23 protein-coding genes and 1 pseudogene are annotated in these 21,806 nt (G+C 70.1%); 9 read left to right on the forward strand and 15 right to left on the reverse strand.

The window, feature by feature from the left end:
* The first annotated feature begins 98 nt into the window (after nucleotides 1-98).
* Both phhA and hppD read left to right on the forward strand, forming a co-directional pair.
* Nucleotides 99-941, forward strand: coding sequence for a phenylalanine 4-monooxygenase (gene phhA / locus KSF81_RS19740; RefSeq protein WP_217380419.1), 843 nt, complete (start codon nucleotides 99-101; stop codon nucleotides 939-941).
* Between the two features lie 116 nt (nucleotides 942-1,057).
* Nucleotides 1,058-2,062, forward strand: coding sequence for a 4-hydroxyphenylpyruvate dioxygenase (hppD, locus tag KSF81_RS19745; RefSeq protein ID WP_375293339.1), 1,005 nt, complete (start codon nucleotides 1,058-1,060; stop codon nucleotides 2,060-2,062).
* 50 nt (nucleotides 2,063-2,112) lie between these two features.
* On the opposite strand, the gene KSF81_RS19750 is transcribed toward hppD, so the two are convergent.
* Both KSF81_RS19750 and KSF81_RS19755 read right to left on the reverse strand, forming a co-directional pair.
* On the reverse strand, nucleotides 2,113-2,514 hold the full coding sequence (locus KSF81_RS19750; protein ID WP_217380421.1) for a hypothetical protein: 402 nt from the start codon (nucleotides 2,512-2,514) through the stop codon (nucleotides 2,113-2,115).
* Nucleotides 2,504-3,788 (reverse strand): annotated as a pseudogene (locus tag KSF81_RS19755) (FliI/YscN family ATPase). Before KSF81_RS19755 ends, KSF81_RS19750 begins: the two are co-directional and overlap by 11 nt.
* 212 nt (nucleotides 3,789-4,000) lie before the next feature.
* Here KSF81_RS19755 and ctrA point away from each other — a divergent pair.
* Nucleotides 4,001-4,735, forward strand: a complete 735-nt coding sequence (gene ctrA / locus KSF81_RS19760) for a response regulator transcription factor CtrA (protein WP_217380422.1) — start codon at nucleotides 4,001-4,003, stop codon at nucleotides 4,733-4,735.
* A gap of 131 nt (nucleotides 4,736-4,866) precedes the next feature.
* Here the strand turns inward: ctrA and KSF81_RS19765 are convergent, their stop codons facing one another.
* The 6 genes from KSF81_RS19765 to KSF81_RS19790 form a co-directional block, all read right to left on the reverse strand.
* Entirely contained in the window at nucleotides 4,867-5,694 is an 828-nt protein-coding gene (locus KSF81_RS19765) for a protein-glutamate O-methyltransferase CheR (RefSeq protein ID WP_217380423.1), read from the reverse strand.
* Nucleotides 5,691-6,788 carry a chemotaxis-specific protein-glutamate methyltransferase CheB gene (cheB, locus tag KSF81_RS19770; RefSeq protein ID WP_375293340.1) on the reverse strand — a complete coding sequence of 366 codons (1,098 nt, stop codon included), beginning with the start codon at nucleotides 6,786-6,788 and terminating at the stop codon, nucleotides 5,691-5,693. Before cheB ends, KSF81_RS19765 begins: the two co-directional genes overlap by 4 nt.
* The gene (locus KSF81_RS19775; RefSeq protein WP_217380424.1) at nucleotides 6,785-7,186 is read right to left on the reverse strand and encodes a response regulator; all 402 of its coding nucleotides are present in this window, start codon (nucleotides 7,184-7,186) and stop codon (nucleotides 6,785-6,787) included. The genes cheB and KSF81_RS19775 overlap by 4 nt, the downstream gene beginning before the upstream one ends.
* Before the next feature lie 4 nt (nucleotides 7,187-7,190).
* Nucleotides 7,191-7,697, reverse strand: a complete 507-nt coding sequence (locus KSF81_RS19780) for a chemotaxis protein CheW (protein ID WP_217380425.1) — start codon at nucleotides 7,695-7,697, stop codon at nucleotides 7,191-7,193.
* A gap of 42 nt (nucleotides 7,698-7,739) precedes the next feature.
* Nucleotides 7,740-10,271: a chemotaxis protein CheW gene (locus tag KSF81_RS19785; protein WP_217380426.1), complete on the reverse strand. Its 2,532-nt coding sequence runs from the start codon at nucleotides 10,269-10,271 to the stop codon at nucleotides 7,740-7,742.
* A gap of 111 nt (nucleotides 10,272-10,382) precedes the next feature.
* Nucleotides 10,383-11,036: a histidine phosphotransferase family protein gene (locus KSF81_RS19790; RefSeq protein WP_217380427.1), complete on the reverse strand. Its 654-nt coding sequence runs from the start codon at nucleotides 11,034-11,036 to the stop codon at nucleotides 10,383-10,385.
* Nucleotides 11,037-11,103: 67 nt separating this feature from the next.
* Here KSF81_RS19790 and KSF81_RS19795 point away from each other — a divergent pair, with 67 nt between their 5' ends.
* The 6 genes from KSF81_RS19795 (at nucleotide 11,104) to KSF81_RS19820 (ending at nucleotide 15,844) form a co-directional block, all read left to right on the forward strand.
* Nucleotides 11,104-11,319: a DUF3553 domain-containing protein gene (locus tag KSF81_RS19795; RefSeq protein WP_375293341.1), complete on the forward strand. Its 216-nt coding sequence runs from the start codon at nucleotides 11,104-11,106 to the stop codon at nucleotides 11,317-11,319.
* 103 nt (nucleotides 11,320-11,422) lie between these two features.
* Nucleotides 11,423-12,412 (forward strand): GTP 3',8-cyclase MoaA, encoded by a 990-nt coding sequence (gene moaA / locus KSF81_RS19800; protein WP_217380428.1) that lies wholly within the window; start codon nucleotides 11,423-11,425, stop codon nucleotides 12,410-12,412.
* Nucleotides 12,413-12,495: 83 nt separating this feature from the next.
* Nucleotides 12,496-12,897, forward strand: a complete 402-nt coding sequence (locus tag KSF81_RS19805; protein ID WP_217380429.1) for a hypothetical protein — start codon at nucleotides 12,496-12,498, stop codon at nucleotides 12,895-12,897.
* Between the two features lie 39 nt (nucleotides 12,898-12,936).
* Nucleotides 12,937-13,851 carry a carbon-nitrogen hydrolase family protein gene (locus KSF81_RS19810; protein WP_217380430.1) on the forward strand — a complete coding sequence of 305 codons (915 nt, stop codon included), beginning with the start codon at nucleotides 12,937-12,939 and terminating at the stop codon, nucleotides 13,849-13,851.
* 5 nt (nucleotides 13,852-13,856) lie between these two features.
* The gene (locus tag KSF81_RS19815) at nucleotides 13,857-14,669 is read left to right on the forward strand and encodes an NAD kinase (protein WP_217381776.1); all 813 of its coding nucleotides are present in this window, start codon (nucleotides 13,857-13,859) and stop codon (nucleotides 14,667-14,669) included.
* Entirely contained in the window at nucleotides 14,666-15,844 is a 1,179-nt protein-coding gene (locus tag KSF81_RS19820; RefSeq protein ID WP_217380431.1) for an MFS transporter, read from the forward strand. The genes KSF81_RS19815 and KSF81_RS19820 overlap by 4 nt, the downstream gene beginning before the upstream one ends.
* Here KSF81_RS19820 and KSF81_RS30970 read toward each other — a convergent pair.
* From KSF81_RS30970 to KSF81_RS19845, 7 genes are all read right to left on the reverse strand, one after another.
* Nucleotides 15,841-15,975 (reverse strand): hypothetical protein, encoded by a 135-nt coding sequence (locus KSF81_RS30970; RefSeq protein ID WP_256444269.1) that lies wholly within the window; start codon nucleotides 15,973-15,975, stop codon nucleotides 15,841-15,843. The genes KSF81_RS19820 and KSF81_RS30970 overlap by 4 nt on opposite strands.
* 58 nt (nucleotides 15,976-16,033) lie before the next feature.
* A complete protein-coding gene (locus KSF81_RS30975; protein WP_256444270.1) occupies nucleotides 16,034-16,168 on the reverse strand; it encodes a hypothetical protein in 135 nt (44 codons plus the stop codon).
* Nucleotides 16,169-16,173: 5 nt separating this feature from the next.
* Nucleotides 16,174-17,217: an ABC transporter ATP-binding protein gene (locus tag KSF81_RS19825; protein ID WP_254453631.1), complete on the reverse strand. Its 1,044-nt coding sequence runs from the start codon at nucleotides 17,215-17,217 to the stop codon at nucleotides 16,174-16,176.
* Nucleotides 17,214-18,203, reverse strand: coding sequence for an ABC transporter ATP-binding protein (locus KSF81_RS19830; RefSeq protein ID WP_217380432.1), 990 nt, complete (start codon nucleotides 18,201-18,203; stop codon nucleotides 17,214-17,216). The genes KSF81_RS19825 and KSF81_RS19830 overlap by 4 nt, the downstream gene beginning before the upstream one ends.
* Entirely contained in the window at nucleotides 18,200-19,006 is an 807-nt protein-coding gene (locus KSF81_RS19835; RefSeq protein ID WP_309139624.1) for an ABC transporter permease, read from the reverse strand. The genes KSF81_RS19830 and KSF81_RS19835 overlap by 4 nt, the downstream gene beginning before the upstream one ends.
* 129 nt (nucleotides 19,007-19,135) lie before the next feature.
* Nucleotides 19,136-20,110, reverse strand: coding sequence for an ABC transporter permease (locus tag KSF81_RS19840; protein ID WP_217380433.1), 975 nt, complete (start codon nucleotides 20,108-20,110; stop codon nucleotides 19,136-19,138).
* Nucleotides 20,107-21,666: an ABC transporter substrate-binding protein gene (locus KSF81_RS19845; protein WP_254454148.1), complete on the reverse strand. Its 1,560-nt coding sequence runs from the start codon at nucleotides 21,664-21,666 to the stop codon at nucleotides 20,107-20,109. The genes KSF81_RS19840 and KSF81_RS19845 overlap by 4 nt, the downstream gene beginning before the upstream one ends.
* Nucleotides 21,667-21,806: the final 140 nt, after the last annotated feature.

Here is a 21,806-nt window from a genome sequence, read left to right on the forward strand (position 1 = left end):
TATTTTCGCCCAGGTTAGCGGTTTTGAGGCCAAAATTCGCCGAAAACCCCTCACCCCTCTGGCGCATTCTATTCGGCAGCGTGCCGCAGGAGGCCGTGATGGATGGAAGCGTTCCGGGACTGCCCGAGGGGCTGAGGGGCGATTATCACCACGCCCGACCCGATTTCACGCTGAACCAGGACATGGCCGCCTATGCGGAGGCCGACCACGCCACATGGCGGACCCTCTATGCCCGCCAGGCGGCGCTGCTGCCGCGCCATGCGGCGGCGGCCTTCCGGGAATGCCTGGCGCGGCTGGGTTTCGCCGGCGGCGTGCCGGATTTCGCGCAGGTTTCGGCCCGGCTGCGGCCGGCGACGGGCTGGTCGCTGGTGGCGGTGCCGGGCCTCATTCCCGACGATGCCTTCTTCAGCCATCTCGCTGCCCGCCGCTTCCCGGTGACGCATTGGATCCGCCGGCCGGACGAGCTCGACTACATCGTGGAGCCCGATGTCTTCCACGATGCCTTCGGCCATGTGCCGCTGCTGCTGCATCCCGACTTCGCCGAATTCCTCGCCGCCTATGGCCGGCTCGGCGAGCAGGCGGCGCGGATCGGCGCGCTGAAGCCGCTGGCCCGGCTCTACTGGCACATGGTGGAATTCGGGCTGATCCGCGAGGCGGGGGTGATCCGCGCCTATGGCGCCGGCATCCTCTCCTCCTCCGCCGAGACGGTGCATGCGACGGAGGGCAGGCAGCCCCGCCGGCTGCAATTCGATCCCTGGCGGGTGCTGCGCAGCGACTACTTCATCGATGACCTGCAACCCACCTATTTCGTCATCGAGGATTTCGCCACGCTCTTCGCCGCCATGGCCAAAGTGCCGGAGATGCTGGCCGCGGCCCGCGACGCGCCGCCGATCCCGCCAGGCACCGCCGCCCCTGGCGACCTCCCCTGCCCCCTCGGCTGAAGGACCGCGCCGCCATGGACATCCCCCCCCGACCGCACCGCCCTCGCCGGCCACATCTCGGAGGCCAATCCGATGGGCACGGACGGCTTCGATTCGTCGAATTCACCGGCCCCGACATGCCGGCGCTTGAGGCACTGTTCACCCGCCTCGGCTTCCGCGCCGTGGCACGGCACCGCAGCAAGCAGGTCGCGCTCTGGCGCCAGGGCGAGGTGAATTTCATCCTGAACGCCGAGCCCGACAGCTTCGCCCAGGCTTTCCAGCGCGTGCATGGCTCCTCCGCCTGCGCCATGGCCTTCCGGGTGGCCGATGCCCGCGCCGCCTTCGACCGGGCCATCGCGCTCGGCGCCAAGCCAGTCACCGGCAAGGTCGGCCCGATGGAGCTGAACATCCCGGCCATCGAGGGGATCGGCGGCTCACTGCTCTATTTCGTGGACCGCTACGGCGCGCGCGGCAGCATCTACGACGTGGATTTCCGCTGGACGGATGAAGCCGAGCCGCATCCCCGGGGTCATGGGCTGACGGTGATCGACCACCTCACCCACAACGTCCATCGCGGCCGGATGGACGTGTGGTGGCAGTTCTACGAAAAACTCTTCAATTTCCGTGAGATCCGCTACTTCGACATCGAAGGCAAGCTGACCGGGCTGCGTTCGCGGGCGCTGACCTCCCCCTGCGGCCAGATCCGCATCCCGATCAATGAAAGCCGCGACGACCGCAGTCAGATCGAGGAATACCTCCGCGCCTATCACGGCGAGGGCATCCAGCACATCGCGCTCGGCACCGCCGACATCTTCGCCAGCGTCGAGGGCATGCGGGCGGCCGGCGTGCAGTTCCTCGACACGCCCGACACCTATTACGAGTTGCTGCCCCGCCGCATGCCGGAGATGAGCGAGGATCTCGACCGGCTGCGCCGCAACCGCATCCTGATGGATGGCGCGCCGACGCCGGAGGGCGGGCGGCTGCTGCAGATCTTCACCAATACCGTCATCGGCCCGATCTTCTTCGAGCTGATCCAGCGCAAGGGCGACCAGGGCTTCGGCGAGGGCAATTTCCGCGCCCTTTTCGAGAGCATCGAACTCGACCAGGTCAGGCGCGGCGTCCTGAAGCCGGCGGCGCTGTAGTCGCGACGCCAGCTCAGCGGCCGGCGGCACGCGGCAGAACGCCGGGCCGATCAGGGCCGTGCCTGCCGTCCTCCGACCAGATCGTCCAGCATCCGTTCGGCGCGGCGGGCACCTTGTTTGGCCGCCGCCGCCGCGTGCTGCGCCCTTAGTTCCTCCAGCGCCCGCTCGGCGGTGCGCACCAGGGTCAGCCCGGCCCGGGCCTCGGCCGCGCGCGCTTCCGCCAGGCCAAGCCCGCGCGCAGCCCGGTCGCGTTCCGCCAGGCCGCGGGTGAGCCAGGCGGCATAATCGGCGGGCGGCCCGGCGGCCTGCTCGGCCTGCAGCGCCTCGGCGGCCGTCGCGCTACGATGTTCGGCCGCGGCGAGCCGGGTGGATTGCTCGGCCAGGCGGTGCCGGGCGAGATCGGTCTGCAGCCGGCGCAGCCGGGCCAGCGCGGCCAGCGGGTCACGCGCCATCCGCATTGTCCTCCAGCGCTGCCTCGAGCGCCGCGAAGGCCTCCGTCACGCTGCTGCGCTCGCCCTTGCCCTGCATCAGCATCGCCTCGATCCGCGGCGCCAGGCGCAGCGCTTCATCCACCGCCGGGTCGGTGCCGGCGCGGTAGGCGCCAAGCCGGACCAGATCCGCCATCTCCGCATGCAGGGCGAGAATGCGGCGCGCCCGCTGCATCAATTCGCGTTCCGCCGGCTCCAGGCAGCCGGGGACGGTGCGGGAGAGGCTGCGCAGCACCTCCACCGCCGGGTAGCGGCCACGCTCGGCGATGCGGCGTTCCAGCACCACATGCCCGTCCAGGATGCCACGCACCGCATCTGCCACAGGCTCGTCATGGTCGTCGCCCTCCACCAGAACGGTGAAGAGGCCGGTGATGGCGCCGGCGCAACCCTCGCCGCGCGGACCGGCGCGTTCCAGCAGGCGCGGCAATTCGGCGAAGACGCTGGGGGTGTAGCCGCGCGTGGCCGGCGGTTCCCCGGCGGCCAGGCCGATCTCGCGCAACGCCATGGCGAAGCGGGTGACGCTGTCCATCAGCAGCAGCACCTGGCGGCCGGACTCGGCGAAATGCTCGGCAATGGTCATGGCGGCATGGGCGGCCTCGCGCCGCATCAGCGGCGGGCTGTCCGAAGTGGCGCAGACCACGACGGCACGGGCAAGCCCTTCCGGCCCGAGGTCATCCTCCAGGAATTCCCCGCAATTCCCGCCCGCGTTCGCCGACCAGGGCCAGCACCGCCACGTCGCAATCGGCACCGGCCGCCAGCATCGCCAGCAGGCTCGACTTGCCCACGCCGGAAGCGGCGAAGAGACCGAGGCGCTGGCCGCGCCGGCAGGTGGCGAAGGCATCCAGCACCCGCACGCCGAGATCGAGCCGCGGCCCAAGCCTGGCCCGCCCGCCGGCCTCGGGCGGGGCGGCGCTGAGCGGGCGGGCGACGGGGCCGGGCGGCAGCGGCCCGCGCCCATCCAAGGGCCGGCCGAGTGGATCGATCACCCGGCCGAGCCAGCCATCCGCCACGGCGAGTCTGGCCTCCGGCGCCAGCCAGGCTGCGGCGCCGCGGGCGATTCCCTCCAGTGGCGCGAAGGCAAGCGCCTGGGCGAGGCCGTCCCGGAAGCCAACGACCTCGGCCGGGACGGGCGGCCTGCCGGGCGGCGCAATTTTGAGGCGCGTTCCAATATGGAGCCACGACGCAAGACCCTCGACCGCAAGGGTCAGGCCCTGGGCTGACACAACCCGGCCGTGCATGGCAAGACGGGGCAGCCGCGAGAGCGCTGCCGGAGCCCGAGATTGCCTATCAAGTATCTGATTCAGATGGATAATCCGTTTTGGGTGATGTGTCGGCATCGTCTTTCAGCGAACCGTCTCATATCTTGATACGTCCAAAAGATGAAAATCCACTTCACATTGCAACCCTGCATGGTACCTATACACGCATAACGCGAGTAGGAGACGGAGACATGCGCGTCTTACTGGTTGAAGATGACCTGACGGCCTCCCGCGGCCTTGTTGCCATGCTCAAGACGGCCGCCATGGTCGTGGATGCGGTCGACAGCGGTGAGGAGGCATTGGAACTCGCCCGCCTCTACGACTACGACATTGTCCTCCTCGACCTCGTCCTGCCGGACATGGAGGGCTACGAGGTGGTGCGCCGCCTGCGCGCCGCCCGGGTCGAAACCCCGGTGCTGATCCTGTCCGGCCTCACCCGGCCACAGGCCAAGGTGAAGGGCTTCGGCGTGGGCGCCGATGATTTCATCACCAAGCCCTTCGACATGCAGGAGCTCGTGGCCCGCATCCATGCGGTGGTCCGCCGCGCCAAGGGCTTCTCCCAGCCCACTCTCTCGGTCGGCGCCCTCACCCTCAATCTCGGCTCGCGCGAAGTGACCGTCGCCGGCACGCCGGTGCATCTCACCGGCAAGGAATACGCGATCCTGGAACTGCTGACGCTCCGCAAGGGACTGGTCCTGACCAAGGAGGCTTTCCTGAACCATCTCTATGGCGGGATGGATGAGCCGGAGGTGAAGATCATCGACGTCTTCATTTGCAAGCTGCGCAAGAAGCTGGCCCAGGCCGGCGCCGACAGCCTGATCGGCACGGTCTGGGGCCGTGGCTATGTGCTGCGCGACCCCGCCCAGCATGCCTCCCGCCTCTCGGCGCAGACCTTCGCCCCGCGCCTGGCGGTGGAAGCCGCCTGAACCGGAATGCCCGGCCTGAACCTCAGGCCGGGCCCCGCTGGCATCCGGCCTTTCGCGTCCCCGGTTCGCGTCCTGCCGCCACGCGCCCTGCATGCCACGTTGCGGAATCCTGTACGCCTGGGCAGAGCCCTTCAGCCCGCCATGGCCGTTGGCCGCGGCCGCTCATAGGCGCCACGCTCGCCCGGCACCGCCACCAGGCAATCGGTGAGGCCGAGCACCGTTTCGGCGCCGCCCAGATAGAGCACGCCATCCGGCGCCAATTGCGCCGCCAGCGCCGCCATCACCCGCGCCTTGGTCGGCGGATCGAAATAGATCAGCACGTTGCGGCAGAAGATGACATCGAAACTGCCGAGCGGCCGCAGGTCGGAGAGCAGGTTCCGCCGCTCGAACCGGACCATGGCGCGAAGTGCCGGCGCAATGCGCCAGCGCCCCTCCTCCTGCGTGAAATGCCGGACCAGCAGTTGCACCGGCAGGCCGCGCTGCACCTCGAACTGGGTGAAGCAGCCCTCCCGCGCCCGCGCCAGGACCTCCTGCGCGATATCCGTGCCGAGGATCTCGGCCCGCTGTCCACCCAGGGCCGGCGCCAGCTCCGCCAGGATCATGGCGATGGAATAGGCTTCCTGCCCGGTGGAGCAGGCGGCGGACCAGATCCGCAGTGGCGCCCCCGGCGGCCGTGCCCTGGCCAGCGCGGGCAATGCCCGGCGCAGGTGCTCGAAGGGCTTGCCGTCGCGGAAGAAGGAGCTTTCGTTGGTGGTCAGCGCCTCCGTCACCGCCTCGGCCAAGGCCTCCGCCGAGGGCGCGCGCAGCCGGAGCGCGAGGGCATCGAGGGTCGGCAGTCCTTCCCGGCGCAACAGCGGGACCAGCCGGGTTTCCAGCATGTAGCCCTTGTCCGGCGTGAGGATCAGGCCGGAGCGGGATTTCACCAGCCCTGCGAGGAAGGCAAAGCTTTCCGGCGTCATGCCACCGCCCTCGCCGCCATGGGCCCAGGTCTGGCGCCGGCCAGGGCCAGCATCTGGCCGGCAAGCGCCTCCGGCGGCAGCAAGGCACGGGCGAGACCGGCGCGCGCCACGGCGCCCGGCATGCCCCAGACCACCGAACTCGCCTCATCCTGCGCCAGCACAACCCCGCCCGCGGCGGCGACGGCGCGGCAGCCGACCAGGCCATCCTGGCCCATGCCGGTCAGGATCACCGCCAGCACCGGCCCATTGCCGGCGGCGACCAGGCTCCGCAACATGGGATCCACCGCCGGGCGGCAGAAATTCTCGGCCGGACCATCCGAAAGCCGGGCTACCGGCCCGGATGCGGAGGCGGCCACCAGCAGGTGCCGATCGCCAGGCGCCAGATAGAGCCGGCCGGGCAGCAGCGCCTCGCCCGCCCGTGCCTCGGCGCAGGGCGGCCCGCCCAGGCGGTTGAGATGGTCCGCCAGCATGGCGGTGAAGCCTGCCGGCATGTGCTGCACCACCAGGACAGGCACGCCAAGCGGCCGGTTCAGTCCGCGCACCAGCGCCGCCAGGGCCTGCGGCCCGCCGGTGGAGCAGCCGATGCCGATCGCCCGCAGCGGCCGGCCCGGCAGCGGCAAGGCGGGGCGCGATGCCATGGCGGGCCGCGGCGATGCGGCGCGGCGCATCCGCGCCCAGCCCTTCACCTTGGCGACCAACTCGGCCCGGAAGCCGGCATCGGCGAGCCCGCCGCCGGCGGCGCCAGGCTTCGGAAGGTAATCCGCGGCACCGGCGCGCAATGCCGCCATGGTCACGGCCGCGCCACGCTGGGTCAGCGCACTCGCGACGATCACCGCGGGCCGCGGTTCGCAGCGCAGCAGCAGCGGCAGCGCGGTCATGCCGTCCATCACCGGCATCTCAAGGTCGAGCAAGACCACCTGCGGCCTGGCCTCCGGCGGCATCAATCCCAGCATCGCCACCGCCTGCCTGCCATCGCCGGCACGGGCCACGACGCGGATGCCGGGATCGGTCTCAAGCACCCGCGCCAGGGCAGCGCGGACAGTGGCGCTGTCGTCGCAAAGCATGACCCGCACGGGGCCTTCGGCGCCGTTCACGCCGCGTCGTCCCGCAGCAGGCCGGCCTGGATGAATTTGTCGCGCAGGATGGCCTCGTTGAAGGGCTTCATGACATATTCCTGGGCGCCGGCCTCCAGCGCCTCGACGATCCGCGCCATGCCGGCCTCGGTCGTGCAGAGCACCACCACCGGCTGATCCGGGCCGAATTCGGCGCGTGCAGCGCGGAGGAATTGCAGCCCGTCCATCACCGGCATGTTCCAGTCGAGCAGCACCGCGCGCGGCAGGCTGGCCCGGCAGGCAGCAAGCGCCTCCGCGCCATCCCCTGCCTCGGTCACGGTGAAGCCATGCTTTTCGAGCATCCGGCGGGCCGCCTTGCGGACCACCCGGCTGTCATCCACCACCATGCAGGTGGCCGCGCCATCCTCGCCGGTTCCCATCGGCCTAGCCGATCGCCAGGATGCGCTCGACATCGAGCAGGATCAGCAGCCGTTCGCCGAGCCGGTGCACGCCGCGCGACACCTCCCGCCACAGCGGGTCGAGCGTCGGCGGATTGGGCGCCCGGTCGGCGCGCGGCAGCGGCAGCACCTCCCCTACCTGGTCGGCGAGCAGGCTGTAGAGTTCGCCATCCCGCTCCACCACCACGCTCATGGCGCCCCGCGCCCCCTCCCCGCTGTCGCGCGGCGGCAGGCCGAGCCGGCAGCGGAGGTCGATGGCCGTGACGATGCGACCGCGCAGGTTGAGGCTGCCCGCCACCTCCGCCGGTGCCAGCGGAATGCGGGTGATGGCCTGCACCCCCAGCACGTCCCGCACGGCGAGAACCGGCACGCCGCAAAGCTGGCCGGCGACGCTCAGGGTCAGGAAGACCTCCGCCGCCTCCTCGGCCAGGGGAATGTCGCGGGCCGCCGGCACGCCATGGGCCGGCGCTTCCAGGGTGACGCTCTGCTGCATCCTGCTTCTCCTCAGGTGATGGCCGCGGGCAGGCGCCGCCATTCAGGCGGCAGTGGCCGTGGCGAGGCATTGGCGCAGGCTCTCGAGCAGGGCCGCGCGGTCGAATTTGGCGACATAGTCGGTGAAGCCGGCGAGGCGCCCGCGCTCGATATCCGCGGGCCCGGCACGACCGGAGAGCGCGATCAGCGGCAGGTCGCGCCAGGCACCGCCCTCGCGCAGCGCGCGCGCCAGGTCGTAGCCATCCATGCCCGGCATGGTGATGTCGGAAACCACCGCCTCGAATCCGGCGCCGGCATCGCGCAACCTGAGCGCCTCCCGCGCATCCGCCACCGCGGTCACCGCATAGCCGGCAGCACCCAGCGCCGGGACAACCAGGTTGCGGAAGAAGGCGCTGTCCTCCACCACCAGCACGCGCCGTCCCTGCCCGGCCAGCGCCGTGGCGCCGCCGAACCAGTCCTCGCCGCCCTGGCGCAGCCACCAGGCGGTATCCAGCATCTCGGTGACCTTGCCGCCGATCACCGCGCTGCCGAGATAGCCCGGCCTCTCGCCGGTGCCGTCGATGGCGACGCGCTCCTCCAGAACATCCAGGATCTCGTCCACGATCAGTCCCATGGCACGCTCGCCATCGCTGAACACCAGCACCTGCTGGCGGGCCGGCGCCGCGGCGGGGTCCCAGGGGCCGGAGAGTGGCACCAGCGGCATCAGCCTGCCGCGATACTGCACAAGCGGCCGCCTGCCGGCGGTCTCGATCTGCTCGCGCGGCACATCCTCAAGCCTGGCGATGAGGCCGAGCGGCACCGCCTTCGGTGTTGCGTCACCAGCGCGGAACAGCAGCAGCGCGGTGCGCGCATCGGACAGCATGGCCGCTGCGGGCCGCGCCCTGCCGCGCTCCGCCTCGGCATCCACCGCCTCGCTGCCGACCCCGGTGGCGCGGGCGATGCCATTCGGGTCGAGGATCATGATGACGCTGCCGTCGCCGAGGATGGTATTGCCCGAGAACATGGTGACGTGGCGCAGGATCGGCGCCACCGGCTTCACCACGATCTCCTCGGTATCGAAGACCCGGTCCACGATGATGCCGAAGGCATGCGGGCCCACCTGCGTCACCACCACGAAGGCGCTCTCCCCGGCGGCGGAGGCAGCCTGGGCGGGATCGAGCCGCAGCAGGCCGGCAAGGCTGACCAGCGGCAGCAGCCGGTCGCGCAGCCGGAGCACCGGTGCATCCTTGATATGTTCGAGCTGCGGCCCGCCATTCCCTTCGCCGCCGACCCGCACCAGCTCGACCACGCCGATCTGCGGAATGGCGAAGCGCTCGCTGCCCGCCTGCACGATCAACGCGGAGACGATGGCGAGGGTCAGCGGGATCTTGATGATGAAGGCGGTCCCCTGGCCCTCCTGGGAGCGCACCTCGATGGTGCCGCCGATCCGCTCCATGTTGGTCTTCACCACATCCATGCCGACGCCGCGGCCGGAGACGGCGGTGACGGCGGCGGCGGTGGAGAAGCCGGCATGGAAGATGAAGCGCTGGATGTCGCGCTCCGGCATCGCCGCCAGTTCGGCCTCGGTGGCCAGGCCCTGGACCAGCGCCTTGGCGCGGATGCGCTCGATACTAAGGCCGCGGCCGTCATCGGCGATCTCGATGATGATATGACCGCCCTCGTGATAGGCGTTCAGCGTGATCCGGCCGGTCTCGGGCTTGCCGGCGCGGCGGCGTTCCTGCGGCGTCTCCAGCCCATGGTCGCCGGAATTGCGGACCATATGGGTGAGCGGGTCCTTGATGAGCTCCAGCACCTGGCGGTCGAGTTCGGTCTCGGCGCCGCGCATCTCCAGCTCGATCCGCTTGCCGAGTTCCACGCCGAGGTCGCGGACCAGCCGCGGCAGCTTGGCCCAGGCATTGCCGATCGGCTGCATGCGGGTCTTCATCACCCCTTCCTGCAGGTCGGAGGTGATGTGCGACAGGCGCTGCAACGGCACCGCGAAGGCGCCATCGGCGCCGTTGCGCGCAAGCTGGAGCAGCTGGTTGCGGGTCAGCACCAGCTCCGAGACCAGCATCATCAGGTCCTCCAGCACCTCGACCGAGACACGGATGGTCTGCGGCGGGGCGGCGCCGGTCTCGGGCGCCGGCTCCGCCCGGGCGCCCGGCGGCGTTGCCGGCTGGGCAGCATCCAATGGCTCGGCGGGCGGCGCGGGCACGCCCCCGCCGGCCGCGGCGCCATTCAGGGCGGCGATCAGCGGCAGGTCGTCCCCGGCGGGCTCGGCCCCGGATGCTTCCAGCTCCGACACGATACCGCGGATCGCGTCGAGGGCGCGCAGGATCAGCGACACGCCGCCCTGGCTGACCTGGAGCGCCCCGTCGCGGTAGCGGCCGAGCACATTCTCGGCCGCATGCGCCACCGCCTCCATCCGCGGCAGGCCGAGGAAGCCGCAGGTGCCCTTGATGGTGTGCACGATGCGGAACACCTCGGAGAGGGTGGGCGCGTCCTCCGGCGTCCGTTCCAGCCGGACCAGCGCGGCGTCGAGCGCCACCAGGCCCTCATTCGTCTCGGTCAGGAAATCAGCCAGCAGGTCGTCCATCTCGGTCCCTCAGGCAGGCGGGACCGGGAGAATGAGGGGATTGGGCGAAGATTCGGTAAAGCCTTCCGGGCACCGGGATGGAAGTCCGACAGGCCGCGGCGCCCGTCCTTGTCAGCCCCGAGCGGGCGCCAGCAGCAGCGGCGCAGCCCCGGCCTCGGCCGCGAAGCCGAGCGACATCTCCCAATGCAGCTCCGCTGCAAGGGCACTCAGCAGCGGTGCCAGGATGCGGCGCGGCCCGCCCGCCAGCGCCTCGGCCATCGGCGCGCCGGCGAGCAGGGCGAGCAGCGGCGGCGGCCAGGCGGCCCCCTTGCCCTCGGGCCAGGCCACCAGCCCCTCCCCCGGATCGCCGGAGAGATGCACCACACCGCCGCGAGGCAGCGCCTCGGCGGCCAGGAGGGCGGCGTTCAGGGCCAGGGGCACCAGCGCGGCAGGCAGCCGGGTGCCAGGCGCCAACCGGCCGAGGGCGAAGCCGACGCGGGGGGCGGCCGGGGCAGCCTCCAGCAACCGGGCGAGGCCGATGGCATCGAATTCCTCGCCCGGGCCGCCCCAGGCCGCGGCATAGAGGCGCAGGCGCTGGCGCAGGGCCGTCGCGGTTTCGCGCGAAAGCGCCAGCATCTCCGACCCCACCTCGCCTGAACCTTCCCCCGGCCTCTCCCCAGGCCCCTCGACGAGGTCGAGCGTCCCTGCGAGGGTGCCGACGGCTCCGCCGAGGTCATGGCAGAGCCGGGCACAAAGGGAACTGGCGAGGCGTGCGTCGAGACTCATCCACGGCGTCCTTTCGGGCTTGCCGATCCGGCCTTAGGCTTCTCGGGTTACCGGACCGTTTTCGGTCATGTTCCGGCAGATGGCATTGCCGGCGGGCGGAACCATGCCGGGGCTGATCGAGCCCGGGATGCGGGTGCGCCACCCGGGCCGCCCGGATTGGGGCACGGGCCAGGTCCAGTCCGTCATCGGGGACCGGATCACGGTCAATTTCGACAATGCCGGGAAGGTGTTGATCAACGCCGCCGTCATCGACCTGGTGATCCTTGGCGACAGCACGGAATGATGCCGCGCCCGCCGCTGGCGAAGCGGCTGGCCAGGGGGCTTGCAGGAGGTGGTGGATGGGGACCAAATGCCTGATGTCGCTCTTGTCCTGAGGAACCCGGCCCATGATCGATCCGTTCGGCAGGCGGATCTCCTATCTTCGCGTCTCGGTCACCGACCGCTGCGATCTCCGCTGCGTCTATTGCATGGCCGAGGATATGAGCTTCCTGCCCAAGGCCGAAATCCTCAGCCTGGAGGAACTTGACCGCCTGTGCGGCGCCTTCATCGGCCTCGGCGTCGAGAAGATCCGGCTGACCGGGGGCGAGCCGCTGGTGCGGAAGAACGTCATCAGCTTGGTCCGCAGCCTCGGCGCGCGGCTGGGCAGCGGGTTGCAGGAACTGACCGTCACCACCAACGGCACCCAACTGGCGAAGATGGCGGGGGATCTCCACGCCGCCGGCATCCGGCGCCTCAATGTCTCGATGGATACGCTGGACCCCGCGCGCTTCACCGCCATCACCCGCTGGGGGAAGCTGGAGCAGACGCTGGACGGTATTTTCGCCGCCAAGGCGGCGGGGCTCGCCATCAAGATCAACGCCGTGGCGCTGAAAGGCGTGAACGAGCATGAATACGACCAGATGCTGGCCTGGTGCGGCGAGCATGGCTTCGACCTCTGCCTGATCGAGACCATGCCGCTTGGCGAGATCAGCGGCGACCGCACCGACCAGTACCTGCCCCTCTCCCTGGTCCGCGCCCGGCTGCGGGAGCGCTGGACGCTGGAGGAGACGGATTACAGCACCGGCGGGCCGGCTCGCTATTACCGGGTGCGCGAGACCGGCGGCCGCATTGGCTTCATCACGCCGCTGACGCATAATTTCTGCGAAAGCTGCAACCGGGTGCGGCTGACCTGCACCGGTACGCTGTACATGTGCCTGGGCCAGGAGGATGCGGCCGATCTCCGCCGGCCGCTGCGTGACCCCTCGCTGGACGAGGCCGGGTTGCAGCAGGCGATCCTGGAGGCGATCTCGCGCAAGCCGAAGGGCCATGACTTCGTCATCGACCGGCGCCACAATCGCCCTGCACTGGCACGGCATATGAGCGTGACGGGCGGCTAGGGCAGATCGCGGAGGAGCGGCATTCCTCCGGAGCGTGAATCTGCCCTGGAAACAACAACCCGCCGCAATCAGGGGAGCGGAGGATGGGCCTGCTGCAGGACCTCACATCGCGGCTGACCATCCCGGGGCTGCCGGACTGGACCGGGCTGCTGGCGCTGCTGCTGCTGCTGCTGGTGGGGCTTTCCTACCTGCTGATGCCCTTCAGCGTCTTCGGCGTGAAGGGCCGGCTGGACTCGCTGGAAGCCCAGCTCGACGAGATCCAATCCGAGATCCGCAGCCTGGCGATGCGCCTGCCGGATTCGCCGCGCCGCGCCGTGGCGGATGACTGGGTGGAACTGCCCGGCAGCCGCCGCGTGCCGGAGGAGCCGCCGCCGCGCGCCACCCCGCCCATTCCGCCGCCCGCCGCCTGGCCCGAGACGCCGCGCGGCAGCCGGGCCGAGCCGCGGCTGGACTGGCCGCGCGGGCGGGACGGCAGGACCGGTTGACGCGGCAGCCAAGCAGCACCAATGCCTGGGAGAGTGCCGATGCGCGTGACTGTGGTGCAGATGAACCAGGGCAGCGACAAATCGGCCAACCTGGCGCAGGCCCGCCGCCTGATCGAGGCCGCCATCGCCGCGGACCGCCCGGGCCTGGTGACCCTGCCGGAGACCTGGACCAATCTCGGCGGTGGCCGCGAGAGCCGCCGCGCCGCGGCGGAGGTGCTGCCGCTGGCGGGCTCCGGCGCGCCGGGTGGCGAAGCCTATGAGATGCTGCGCGACCTGGCGCGGACGCATCGCATCCATCTGCATGGCGGCAGCATCATCGAAGCCGGCGGGACACAGGATGGGGAGAAGCTGTTCAACACCAGCCTGGTCTTCGACCCGGAGGGGCAGGAGATTGCGCGCTACCGCAAGATCCACCTCTTCGACATCACCGGCCCGGACGGCACCGGCTACCGCGAGAGCGCGCTCTATGGGGCTGGGGAGAGGCTGGTGACCTTCCAGGCCGGCGGCATCACCTTCGGCTGCACCATCTGCTACGACATGCGCTTCGCCGAACAGTATGTGGCGCTGCGCCAAATGGGGGCCGAGGCGATCCTGGTGCCCTCCAACTTCACCCTCCAGACCGGCAAGGACCATTGGGAAGTGCTGCTGCGGGCGCGGGCGATCGAGACGCAGTGCTGGATCCTCGCCGCGGCGTCCTTCGGGCAGTATGAGGAACGCGGGACGGCGCGCTTCGTCTATGGGCATTCGCTGGTGGCAGATCCCTGGGGGCATGTGGTGGCGAAGGTTTCGGACGGCATCGGCTGGGCCACCGCCCGCATCGACCCGGAGGTGACGGCGCGGGTGCGGCGGGACATGCCGGTGCTGGAGCATCGCGCCGCAAGGCGCGTAAACTTTGGAAGCGCCGCAAGGCGCGTGGACTTTAATGGCGCCGCCGGCGCCGTGAAGCCCGCGTGAGCGAGTTGCTCCCCGCACCCTTCCCGCAGCCCGTCACCGCGCAGCCCGAGGATTTTGCCGGCCGCATCGCCTTCCATGCCGCCGCCACGGAGGTCGCGGCCGAAGCCCGGGCCCGCCTTGCCGCCCGCTATGGCGATGTGCCCGCCGACCAGGCCGCCGCCATCGTGGCCTTGGGTGGCGATGGCTGCATGCTGGAGACCCAGCACCGGCTGCTCGGCCGCAACCTGCCGGTCTATGGCATGAACTGCGGCAGCGTCGGCTTCCTGATGAACGACTTTCGCGAAGACGACCTGCCGCAGCGCCTCGCGGAGGCGCAGGCCGCGGTGCTGCACCCGCTGCGGATGCGCACCGTGGACGCCGCCGGTGCCGCGGCCGAGGCCTTGGCCATCAACGAGGTTTCCCTGCTGCGCGAAACCCGCCAGGCGGCCAAGATCCGCATCCTGATCGACGGCAAGCTGCGGCTGCCGGAGTTGATCTGCGATGGCATCCTGCTGTCCACGCCGGCCGGCAGCACGGCCTACAACCTTTCGGCGCATGGGCCGATCGTGCCGCTTGGCGCCAACCTGCTGCCATTGACGCCGATTTCCGCCTTCCGGCCGCGGCGCTGGCGTGGCGCGCTGCTGCCCGCCGATGCCGAGGTGGTCTTCGAGATCCTGGAGGCCGAGAAGCGCCCGGTCGCCGCCGTCGCCGATTATACCGAGGTGCGCGACATCCGCCGCGTCGAGGTGCGCGAGGATCGGGGCGTGACCCTGACCCTGCTCTTCGATCCTGACCACGGGCTTTCCGAGCGCATCATCGCGGAGCAGTTCACGGTGTGAGCGCGGCGGCCAAGGCCGGCGGCGATGCCCGGCTGATCTGGTGCATCGCGCTCGGCCAGTGCATCGGCTGGGGCACGATGTTCGCGGTCTTCCCCCTCTTCGTGGCGCCGATGGAGGCCGAGTTCGGCTGGTCCCGCGCGGCAATCAACGCGGCGCTGACGCTCGGCCTGCTGGCCTCGGGCCTGGCCGCGATTCCGGCCGGGCGGCTGGTGGATCGGCATGGCGGCCGCTGGCTGCTGACGCTGGGCGCCTGGGGCGGCGCGGTGGCGCTGGCCGGCTGGTCGGCGGTGCAGTCGCTGCCGCTGTTCTGGGCGCTGTGGCTGGCGATGGGCCTGGCGCAGGCGGCGGCGCTCTGGGGGCCGGCCATGGCGGTGGTGGTGGCCCGCGCGCGGGACCCGGCGCGGGCGATCGCCGGCATCACCTTCGTCACCGGCTTCACCGGCACGATATTCCTGCCGCTGGGCGCGGCGCTGATCACCAATCTCGGCTGGCGCGATGCGCTGTTGGTGCTGGCCGGGCTGCAGGTGCTGCCGGGGCTGCTGACCCTCTGGCTGCTGCCGCCGGATACGGGGCGGCCCGCCACCGCCGCAGCGGCCGGGTTCAGCCTGTTGCGGGCGGTGCGCGGGCCGACCTTCCTGGCACTCGCTGCCTGTTTCTCGGCGCATGCCTTCATCGGCACCGGCCTGGCCGCGCATGCGATTCCGCTGCTGCGGGAACGTGGCCTGCCGGAAGCTTCGGTGCTGCTGCTGGTGGCGCTGCACGGCCCCTTCCAGGTCGCGGCCCGGGCCATGCTGTTCGCGCTGGGCGGGCGGGTGACGATGCGCGGCGTCGGGCGGCTGGCGACGCTGCTGCTGCCGCTGGCCATGCTGGTGCTGGCGCTGGCGCCGCCCGAATTCGAATGGCTGGTGCTCTATGTGCTGGCCTGGGCGGTGGCGGATGGGCTGATGACCATCATCCGCGCCGCGGGGGTGGTGGAGATCCTGGGGCGGCAGGGTTATGGCGCCATCACCGGTGCGCTCGGCGCAGCGACCGTGCTGCCGCGCATGGCGGCGCCACTGCTCCTGGCGCTGATCTGGGAAGGCGCCGGCGGCTATGGGCCGGTGCCCTGGCTGCTGGCGGGGCTTGGCCTCGCAGGGGCCGCGGCCTTCACGGTGGCGGCGCGTGTGCGTGTCTAGCGCCAGACCCGCCCGTATTCGGTGCGGACCGTGCCGCCAACGCCGGTCGAAAGGGTATTGCCCGCACCATCGCTGCAGGCGGCCAGGACCAGCAGCCCGAGCAACAACAGGCGGGCAGCGCATCCGGGCATCGGCGCTAACCTGGCGCCACGCCGGCCTGCCGCGCCAGTGTGGCCCGGTGGCGGCGGATCATCGCACCCGCGCATCCTCGCGGGCATTGCCGCCGGCCGCGCCGCCGACATAGGCGCCGCTGACCCCGCCGGAGCGCTCGGCGCAGGCCGCCAGGCCCAGGATCAGCAGCGCGGCGAGGAGGAGCGGGCGCATGGCGTTCAGACCCTGTCGTTGAGGTGGCAAGCGCTGCGATGGCCGGGTGCGATCTCCCGCAGGGCTGGCCGCTCCACCCGGCAACGCTCCATCGCGAAAGGGCAGCGCGGGTGGAAATGGCAGCCGCTGGGCGGGTTGATCGGCGAGGGAATCTCGCCCTTCACCCCGGCGAAGGCGCGCTTGCGGGCATCGATCCGCGGCACCTCGGCGAGCAGCGCCTGGGTATAGGGATGGTTGGCGCGCTGGAAGATCTCCGCGACCGGCGCCTCCTCGACCACCCGGCCGAGATACATGATCACCACCCGGTCGCTCAGATGCTCCACCACGCCGAGATCATGGCTGATGAAGAGGTAGGTGAGGTCGAGTTCGCGCCGCAATTGCATGAAAAGGTTCAGGATCTGCGCCTGGATAGAGACGTCGAGCGCCGCCACCGCCTCGTCGCAGACCAGGAAATCGGGCTGCACCGCCAGCGCCCGGGCGATGCCGATGCGCTGCCGCTGGCCGCCGGAGAACTGGTGCGGGTAGCGCCGCTTGAAGGCGGGATCGAGGCCGGCGCGGCGCAATTGCGCATCCACATAGGCATCGAGCCCGGCGCGGCGCACCAAGCCATGCACCAGCGGCGCCTCCCCCACGATCTCCGTCACCTTCATGCGCGGATTGAGCGAGGCATAGGGGTCCTGGAAGATCATCTGGGTGCGGAGTTTTCCCAGTCTCGCCTCCGCTCCACCGAGGGTGGTGATATCCTGGCCGTTGCGCAGGACCGTGCCGGCGCTTGGCGGCATGATGCCGGCTACCATGCGGCCGAGCGTCGACTTGCCGCAGCCGCTCTCGCCGACCAGTCCCACCACCTCACCCTTATGGATGGTGAGATCGACGCCATCCACCGCATGCACCACATCCTCGCGCACCGGCGCGCCGAGGCGCCGCGCCAGCTTCGCCGCGAAGTCGAGGCTGCGCGAGAAGCGCTTGGAGACGCCACGCAGTTCGATGATCGGGGCGCCGGCCCCGGCGGTTGCGGCGGGGCGCGCCGCGGTCATCGCCTCGCTCATGCCGCAACGGCCTCCTCGAGATGCGGGTGGATGCAGCGGGCGAAGCGGCCCGGGCGGTATTCGGGCATCGGCGGCGGCACCGCGCAATTCGGCTCGGCGCGCGGGCAGCGGGAGCGAAAGGCACAGCCCTCCGGCAGGTTGAGCAGGGAGGGCGTCATGCCAGGGATCTGCCGCAGCGGCTCGCCGCGACGGTTGCGGCTCGGCACGCTGCCGATCAGCCCGACAGTATAGGGATGCAGCGGCGCGTCCAGCACCTGGCTGACCGGCCCGCTCTCCACCACCTTGCCCGCATACATCACCGCGATATCGTCGGCGAGGCCGGCGACCACCGAGAGGTCATGGGTGATCCAGATCAGCGCGGTGCCGGTCTCGGCGCAGAGCTTCTGCGCCTCGGCCAGAATTTGGCCCTGGATGGTGACATCGAGCGCGGTGGTGGGCTCGTCGGCGATGATGAGATCCGGCTTGTGCAGCAGCGCGATGGCGATCGCCACGCGTTGGCGCATGCCGCCGGAGAATTGGTGCGGGTAGGATTTCAGCCGCTCATCCGGGCTCGGGATGCCGACCTGGCCGAGCGCATCGCGGGCGCGCTGGCGCGCCTCCTCCCGGCTGACCTTGGCATGCGCCTGCACCGTCTCGATCATCTGCGTGTCGATGCGGAGCACCGGGTTCAGCGTCATCATCGGGTCCTGGAAGATCATGGCAATGCGGTTGCCCCGCAGATGCCGCATCTCCGCTTCGGACAGGCTGGCAAGGTCCTTGCCCTGGAACAGGATCTGCCCGCCGGCGATGCGCCCTGGCGGGTCCACCAGGCCGATGATCGAGAAGCCGGTGACGGTCTTGCCGGAGCCGCTCTCCCCCACCAGCCCGAGCACCTTGCCGCGGCGCACGGTGAAGGAGACGTCGTCCACCGCCTTGACGACGCCGGCGCGGGTGAAGAAGTGGGTCCGCAGTTCGCGGACCTCCAGCGTGGGTGCGGTATCGTTCATTTCTTCAGCCTCGGGTTCAGCACGTCGCGCAACTGGTCGCCCACCAGGTTGATGGAGACGATCGTCACCAGCAGCGCGATGCCGGGGTAGAAGCTGATCCAGTATTTGCCCGAGAGCATGTACTCATACCCATTGGCGATCAGCAGGCCGAGCGAGGGCTCGGTGATCGGCACGCCGAGGCCGAGGAAGCTCAGCGTCGCCTCCAGCGCGATGGCCCGGGCGATCTGCATGGTGGCCACCACGATCAGCGGCGGCAGGCAGTTCGGCAGCAGGTGCCGGAAGATGATGCGCCGGGTCGGCAGCGCCAGGCACTGCGCCGCCTCGATATATTCCCGCCGGCGCTCCACCAGCGCGGAGCCGCGCACGGTGCGGGCGTAATAGGCCCATTCCACCACCACCAGCGCGATGACGACGTTCAGGATGCCCTTGCCGAGGAAGGCCAGGATCATCAGCGCCGCCAGGATGGCCGGGAAGGACAGTTGCAGATCGACCAGCCGCATGATGAGGCCATCGGTCCGACCGCCCGCATAGGCCGCCATCATGCCGAGCGAAGCGCCGACCAGGCAGGCGATCAGCGCCGAGCCGGCACCGACCGTCAGGCTGATGCGCAGCCCGTACATGATGCCGGAGAGCATGTCCCGGCCCTGGTCGTCGGTGCCGAGCCAATAGGTGAAGCCCGCGCCGCCCACCGTCCCCGGCTCCATCCGCCCATCCATGATGTCGAGCTGGGCGAGGTCGTAGGGGTTCTGCGGCGCGATCCAGGGGGCGAAGATCGCGATCAGGGCGATGATCGTGAACACCACCAGCCCGAACAGCGCGAGCCGGGAGGCTGCGAATTCCCGAGGCGAAGCGGCGGAACGGCGTCTCCGCCCGCACCAGGATGGGTTCAGCCGCGGCCGGGGGCGGAAGGTCGAGCGGCGCGCTGGTCGTGCTCATGCCTTGGACTCCAGCCGGACCCGGGGATCGAGCAGGGAGTAGGTGAGATCGACGACCAGGTTGATGGTGATGAACATCAGCACGATGATCATCAGGTAGGCGACGATGACCGGCCGATCCAGCACGTTGATCGAATCGATGATGAGCTTGCCCATGCCGGGCCAGGCGAAGATGCTTTCGGTAACGACCGAGAAGGCGATGGTGCCGCCGAATTCCAGCCCCACCACCGTCACCACGGGGATCAGGATGTTCTTGAAGACATGCACGAAGGTGACACGGGCCGGTGACAGCCCCTTGGCGCGGGCGAATTTCACGTAGTCCATCAACATGGTCTCCCGCACCCCGGCACGGGTCAGCCGGATGACCAGGCTGATCTTGAACAGGGCGAGGTTGATCGCCGGCATGACCATATGGGCCAGCCCGTCCCAGGTCAGGAAGCTCCAGCGCAGGCCGAACAGCTCCGCCGTCTCGCCGCGCCCGGTGCTGGGCAGCCAGCCGAGCTGCACCGCGAAGACCATGATGAGCATCAGCCCCACCCAGAAGGTGGGCAGGCTGAAGCCGAGGATGCTGGTGGCCATGATGCCCTTGCTGACCGAAGAATCCGGCCGCAGCCCGGCATAGAGGCCGAGCGGCAGGCCGATCAGCAGCGCCGCGAAGGTGGCGCCGAAGGCCAGTTCCAGGGTCGCCGGCATGCGCTGCAGGATGAGTTGCAGCGCCGGTTCGTTGAAGACGAAGCTGCGGCCGAGATCGCCCTGCAGCGCCTTGCCCAGGAAGACCAGGTATTGCTGCCACAGCGGCAGGTCGAGGCCGAGCGCCGCGATCGCCCGCTCCCGCTCGATCTGGTCGGCTTCCGGGCTGATGAGGATCTCGACCGGGTCGCCGATGGCATAGACGCCGATGAAGACCAGCAGCGACATGGCGAGCACGACCACGGCCGCCTGCATCAGGCGCCGGAGCAGGAAGACGGTCATCGCGCGGAGCCGCCCTGGGCGGCCGGGCGCACGTCCTGCGCCCGGGTCAGCTCATCGGCGCGGGGCGTATGCGCCAGGCCGCGCCGCATCGCCCAGATATTGGTCTGGATATGCAGCGGGATGATGGCGACATCCTCCATTGCCAGGCGCTGCGCGTCCTGCAGGAGCTTCTCCCGCTTTGCATCGTCCAGCTCGCCAAGCGCAACCTCGATCATGCGGTCGAGCTCCGGGTTGGAATAGCGGCCGCGGTTGGAGGCGCCCCAGCCGCGTTCCCGGTCCGCCGTCGCCACCAGGTTCCGCAGCGGGTGCGAGCCTTCGGGGTTGGAGCCCCAACCGATCAGGAAGGCGGAGAATTCCTGCCGCCCGGCACGGCCGACGAAGGTGGTCCAGGGCTGCGCCTCCACCGCCGTCCGCACGCCGATCCGGGTCCACATCTGGCCAACCGCCTGGATGATGCGGCTGTCGTTGATGTAGCGGTCGTTCGGCCCGTGCAGGGTGATGCGGAAGCCCTGCGGGAAGCCGGCTTCCGCCAGCAGGCGCTTCGCCGCCTCGGGGTCCGGGCGCGGTGCTTCCAGGCCCGGCACATGGCTGAAGATGCCGGCCGGCAGGAACTGGCCGGCGGGGGTCGCGGCGCCTTCCATCACCCGGTCCACGATCGCCTGGCGGTCGATGGCAACGGAGAGTGCCCGACGGACCCGCACATCCTTCAATGGGTTGTGCGGGACCGGCTGGCCGTTGTTGTCGGTGATGAAGGGTGAGGCATCCGTGCGCATGTGATCGAGGCCGAGGAAGATGATCCGCAGCCCGGTGGTCTCCGACAGCGCCACCCGCTGATCGGTTCGCAGCTTCGCGAGATCGCTGGTCGGCACCTGGTCGATGAACTCGACATCACCGGCCAGCAGCGCCGCGGTGCGCGCCGCATCATTGGTGATCATCCGGTAGTCCACGCGCTGGAAGGCCGGGCGATCACCCCAATAGGCGTCGTTCCGCTCGAATTCGATGCGGTCGCCATTGCGGTGGGAGACCATGCGCCAGGGGCCGGTGCCGGCGGCGGCGCGGCCGGAATTGAAATCCTCGGTCGTGGCGTTGCCATGCGTCTCGCGGTCCAGGATGCGGATATTCGAGAGATCCATCGGCATCAGCGGATACGGCCCCGCGGTCCGCAGCCGGATGGTGTGGCTGTCCACGATCTCCACCTGCTGGATCGGCCGCGTGTAGATGGCGAAGGAGGAGGGGCTGTTCGGCACGTTGGGGACGCGGCTCAGGGTGAAGGCCACGTCGTCCGCGGTGAACTCGCTGCCGTTGTGGAAGCGCACCCCGGGGCGCAGCTTGAATTCCCAGAGGTTGGGCTCCACCACCCGCCACTCCGTCGCGAGGCCGGGGATCAGCCGGGCCTGCCCGTCGGTATTGACCAGCTTGTCGAAGATCATGTCCGCGACCGCGTTGTTCGGGGACAACTGGTGGTAGTGCGGATCGATCGAGGTGACCGGCGCGCCAACCGCCATGGTCAAGGTCTGTGCCCCGGCGCCGGCGGGCGCCATGCCCAGCGACAACATCACCGCAACGGCCGCTGCCGCCGTCCCAATATTTCTTTTCATTGTCGCCCCCGGAAGCTCCCAGATGTAAGGCTTTTAGCAGCCTGCTCACCTGCCCGCTAGGTTTGCCCGGGCGCGTCCCGGCAGGCAATGGCGGCCGG

The organism is Siccirubricoccus sp. G192 (assembly GCF_019084075.1).
GTDB lineage: Bacteria > Pseudomonadota > Alphaproteobacteria > Acetobacterales > Acetobacteraceae > G192.

Excerpts from the sequence above, each read along its gene's own strand:
- phhA (WP_217380419.1), top strand. The coding sequence starts at position 99 with ATGGATGGAAGCGTTCCGGGACTGCCCGAGGGGCTGAGGGGCGATTAT.
- hppD (WP_375293339.1), top strand. The coding sequence starts at position 1,058 with ATGCCGGCGCTTGAGGCACTGTTCACCCGCCTCGGCTTCCGCGCCGTG.
- KSF81_RS19750 (WP_217380421.1), bottom strand. The coding sequence starts at position 2,514 with ATGGCGCGTGACCCGCTGGCCGCGCTGGCCCGGCTGCGCCGGCTGCAG.
- ctrA (WP_217380422.1), top strand. The coding sequence starts at position 4,001 with ATGCGCGTCTTACTGGTTGAAGATGACCTGACGGCCTCCCGCGGCCTT.
- KSF81_RS19765 (WP_217380423.1), bottom strand. The coding sequence starts at position 5,694 with ATGACGCCGGAAAGCTTTGCCTTCCTCGCAGGGCTGGTGAAATCCCGC.
- KSF81_RS19775 (WP_217380424.1), bottom strand. The coding sequence starts at position 7,186 with ATGGGAACCGGCGAGGATGGCGCGGCCACCTGCATGGTGGTGGATGAC.
- KSF81_RS19780 (WP_217380425.1), bottom strand. The coding sequence starts at position 7,697 with ATGCAGCAGAGCGTCACCCTGGAAGCGCCGGCCCATGGCGTGCCGGCG.
- KSF81_RS19785 (WP_217380426.1), bottom strand. The coding sequence starts at position 10,271 with ATGGACGACCTGCTGGCTGATTTCCTGACCGAGACGAATGAGGGCCTG.
- KSF81_RS19790 (WP_217380427.1), bottom strand. The coding sequence starts at position 11,036 with ATGAGTCTCGACGCACGCCTCGCCAGTTCCCTTTGTGCCCGGCTCTGC.
- KSF81_RS19795 (WP_375293341.1), top strand. The coding sequence starts at position 11,104 with ATGTTCCGGCAGATGGCATTGCCGGCGGGCGGAACCATGCCGGGGCTG.
- moaA (WP_217380428.1), top strand. The coding sequence starts at position 11,423 with ATGATCGATCCGTTCGGCAGGCGGATCTCCTATCTTCGCGTCTCGGTC.
- KSF81_RS19805 (WP_217380429.1), top strand. The coding sequence starts at position 12,496 with ATGGGCCTGCTGCAGGACCTCACATCGCGGCTGACCATCCCGGGGCTG.
- KSF81_RS19810 (WP_217380430.1), top strand. The coding sequence starts at position 12,937 with ATGCGCGTGACTGTGGTGCAGATGAACCAGGGCAGCGACAAATCGGCC.
- KSF81_RS30970 (WP_256444269.1), bottom strand. The coding sequence starts at position 15,975 with ATGCCCGGATGCGCTGCCCGCCTGTTGTTGCTCGGGCTGCTGGTCCTG.
- KSF81_RS30975 (WP_256444270.1), bottom strand. The coding sequence starts at position 16,168 with ATGCGCCCGCTCCTCCTCGCCGCGCTGCTGATCCTGGGCCTGGCGGCC.
- KSF81_RS19825 (WP_254453631.1), bottom strand. The coding sequence starts at position 17,217 with ATGAGCGAGGCGATGACCGCGGCGCGCCCCGCCGCAACCGCCGGGGCC.
- KSF81_RS19830 (WP_217380432.1), bottom strand. The coding sequence starts at position 18,203 with ATGAACGATACCGCACCCACGCTGGAGGTCCGCGAACTGCGGACCCAC.
- KSF81_RS19840 (WP_217380433.1), bottom strand. The coding sequence starts at position 20,110 with ATGACCGTCTTCCTGCTCCGGCGCCTGATGCAGGCGGCCGTGGTCGTG.
- KSF81_RS19845 (WP_254454148.1), bottom strand. The coding sequence starts at position 21,666 with ATGTTGTCGCTGGGCATGGCGCCCGCCGGCGCCGGGGCACAGACCTTG.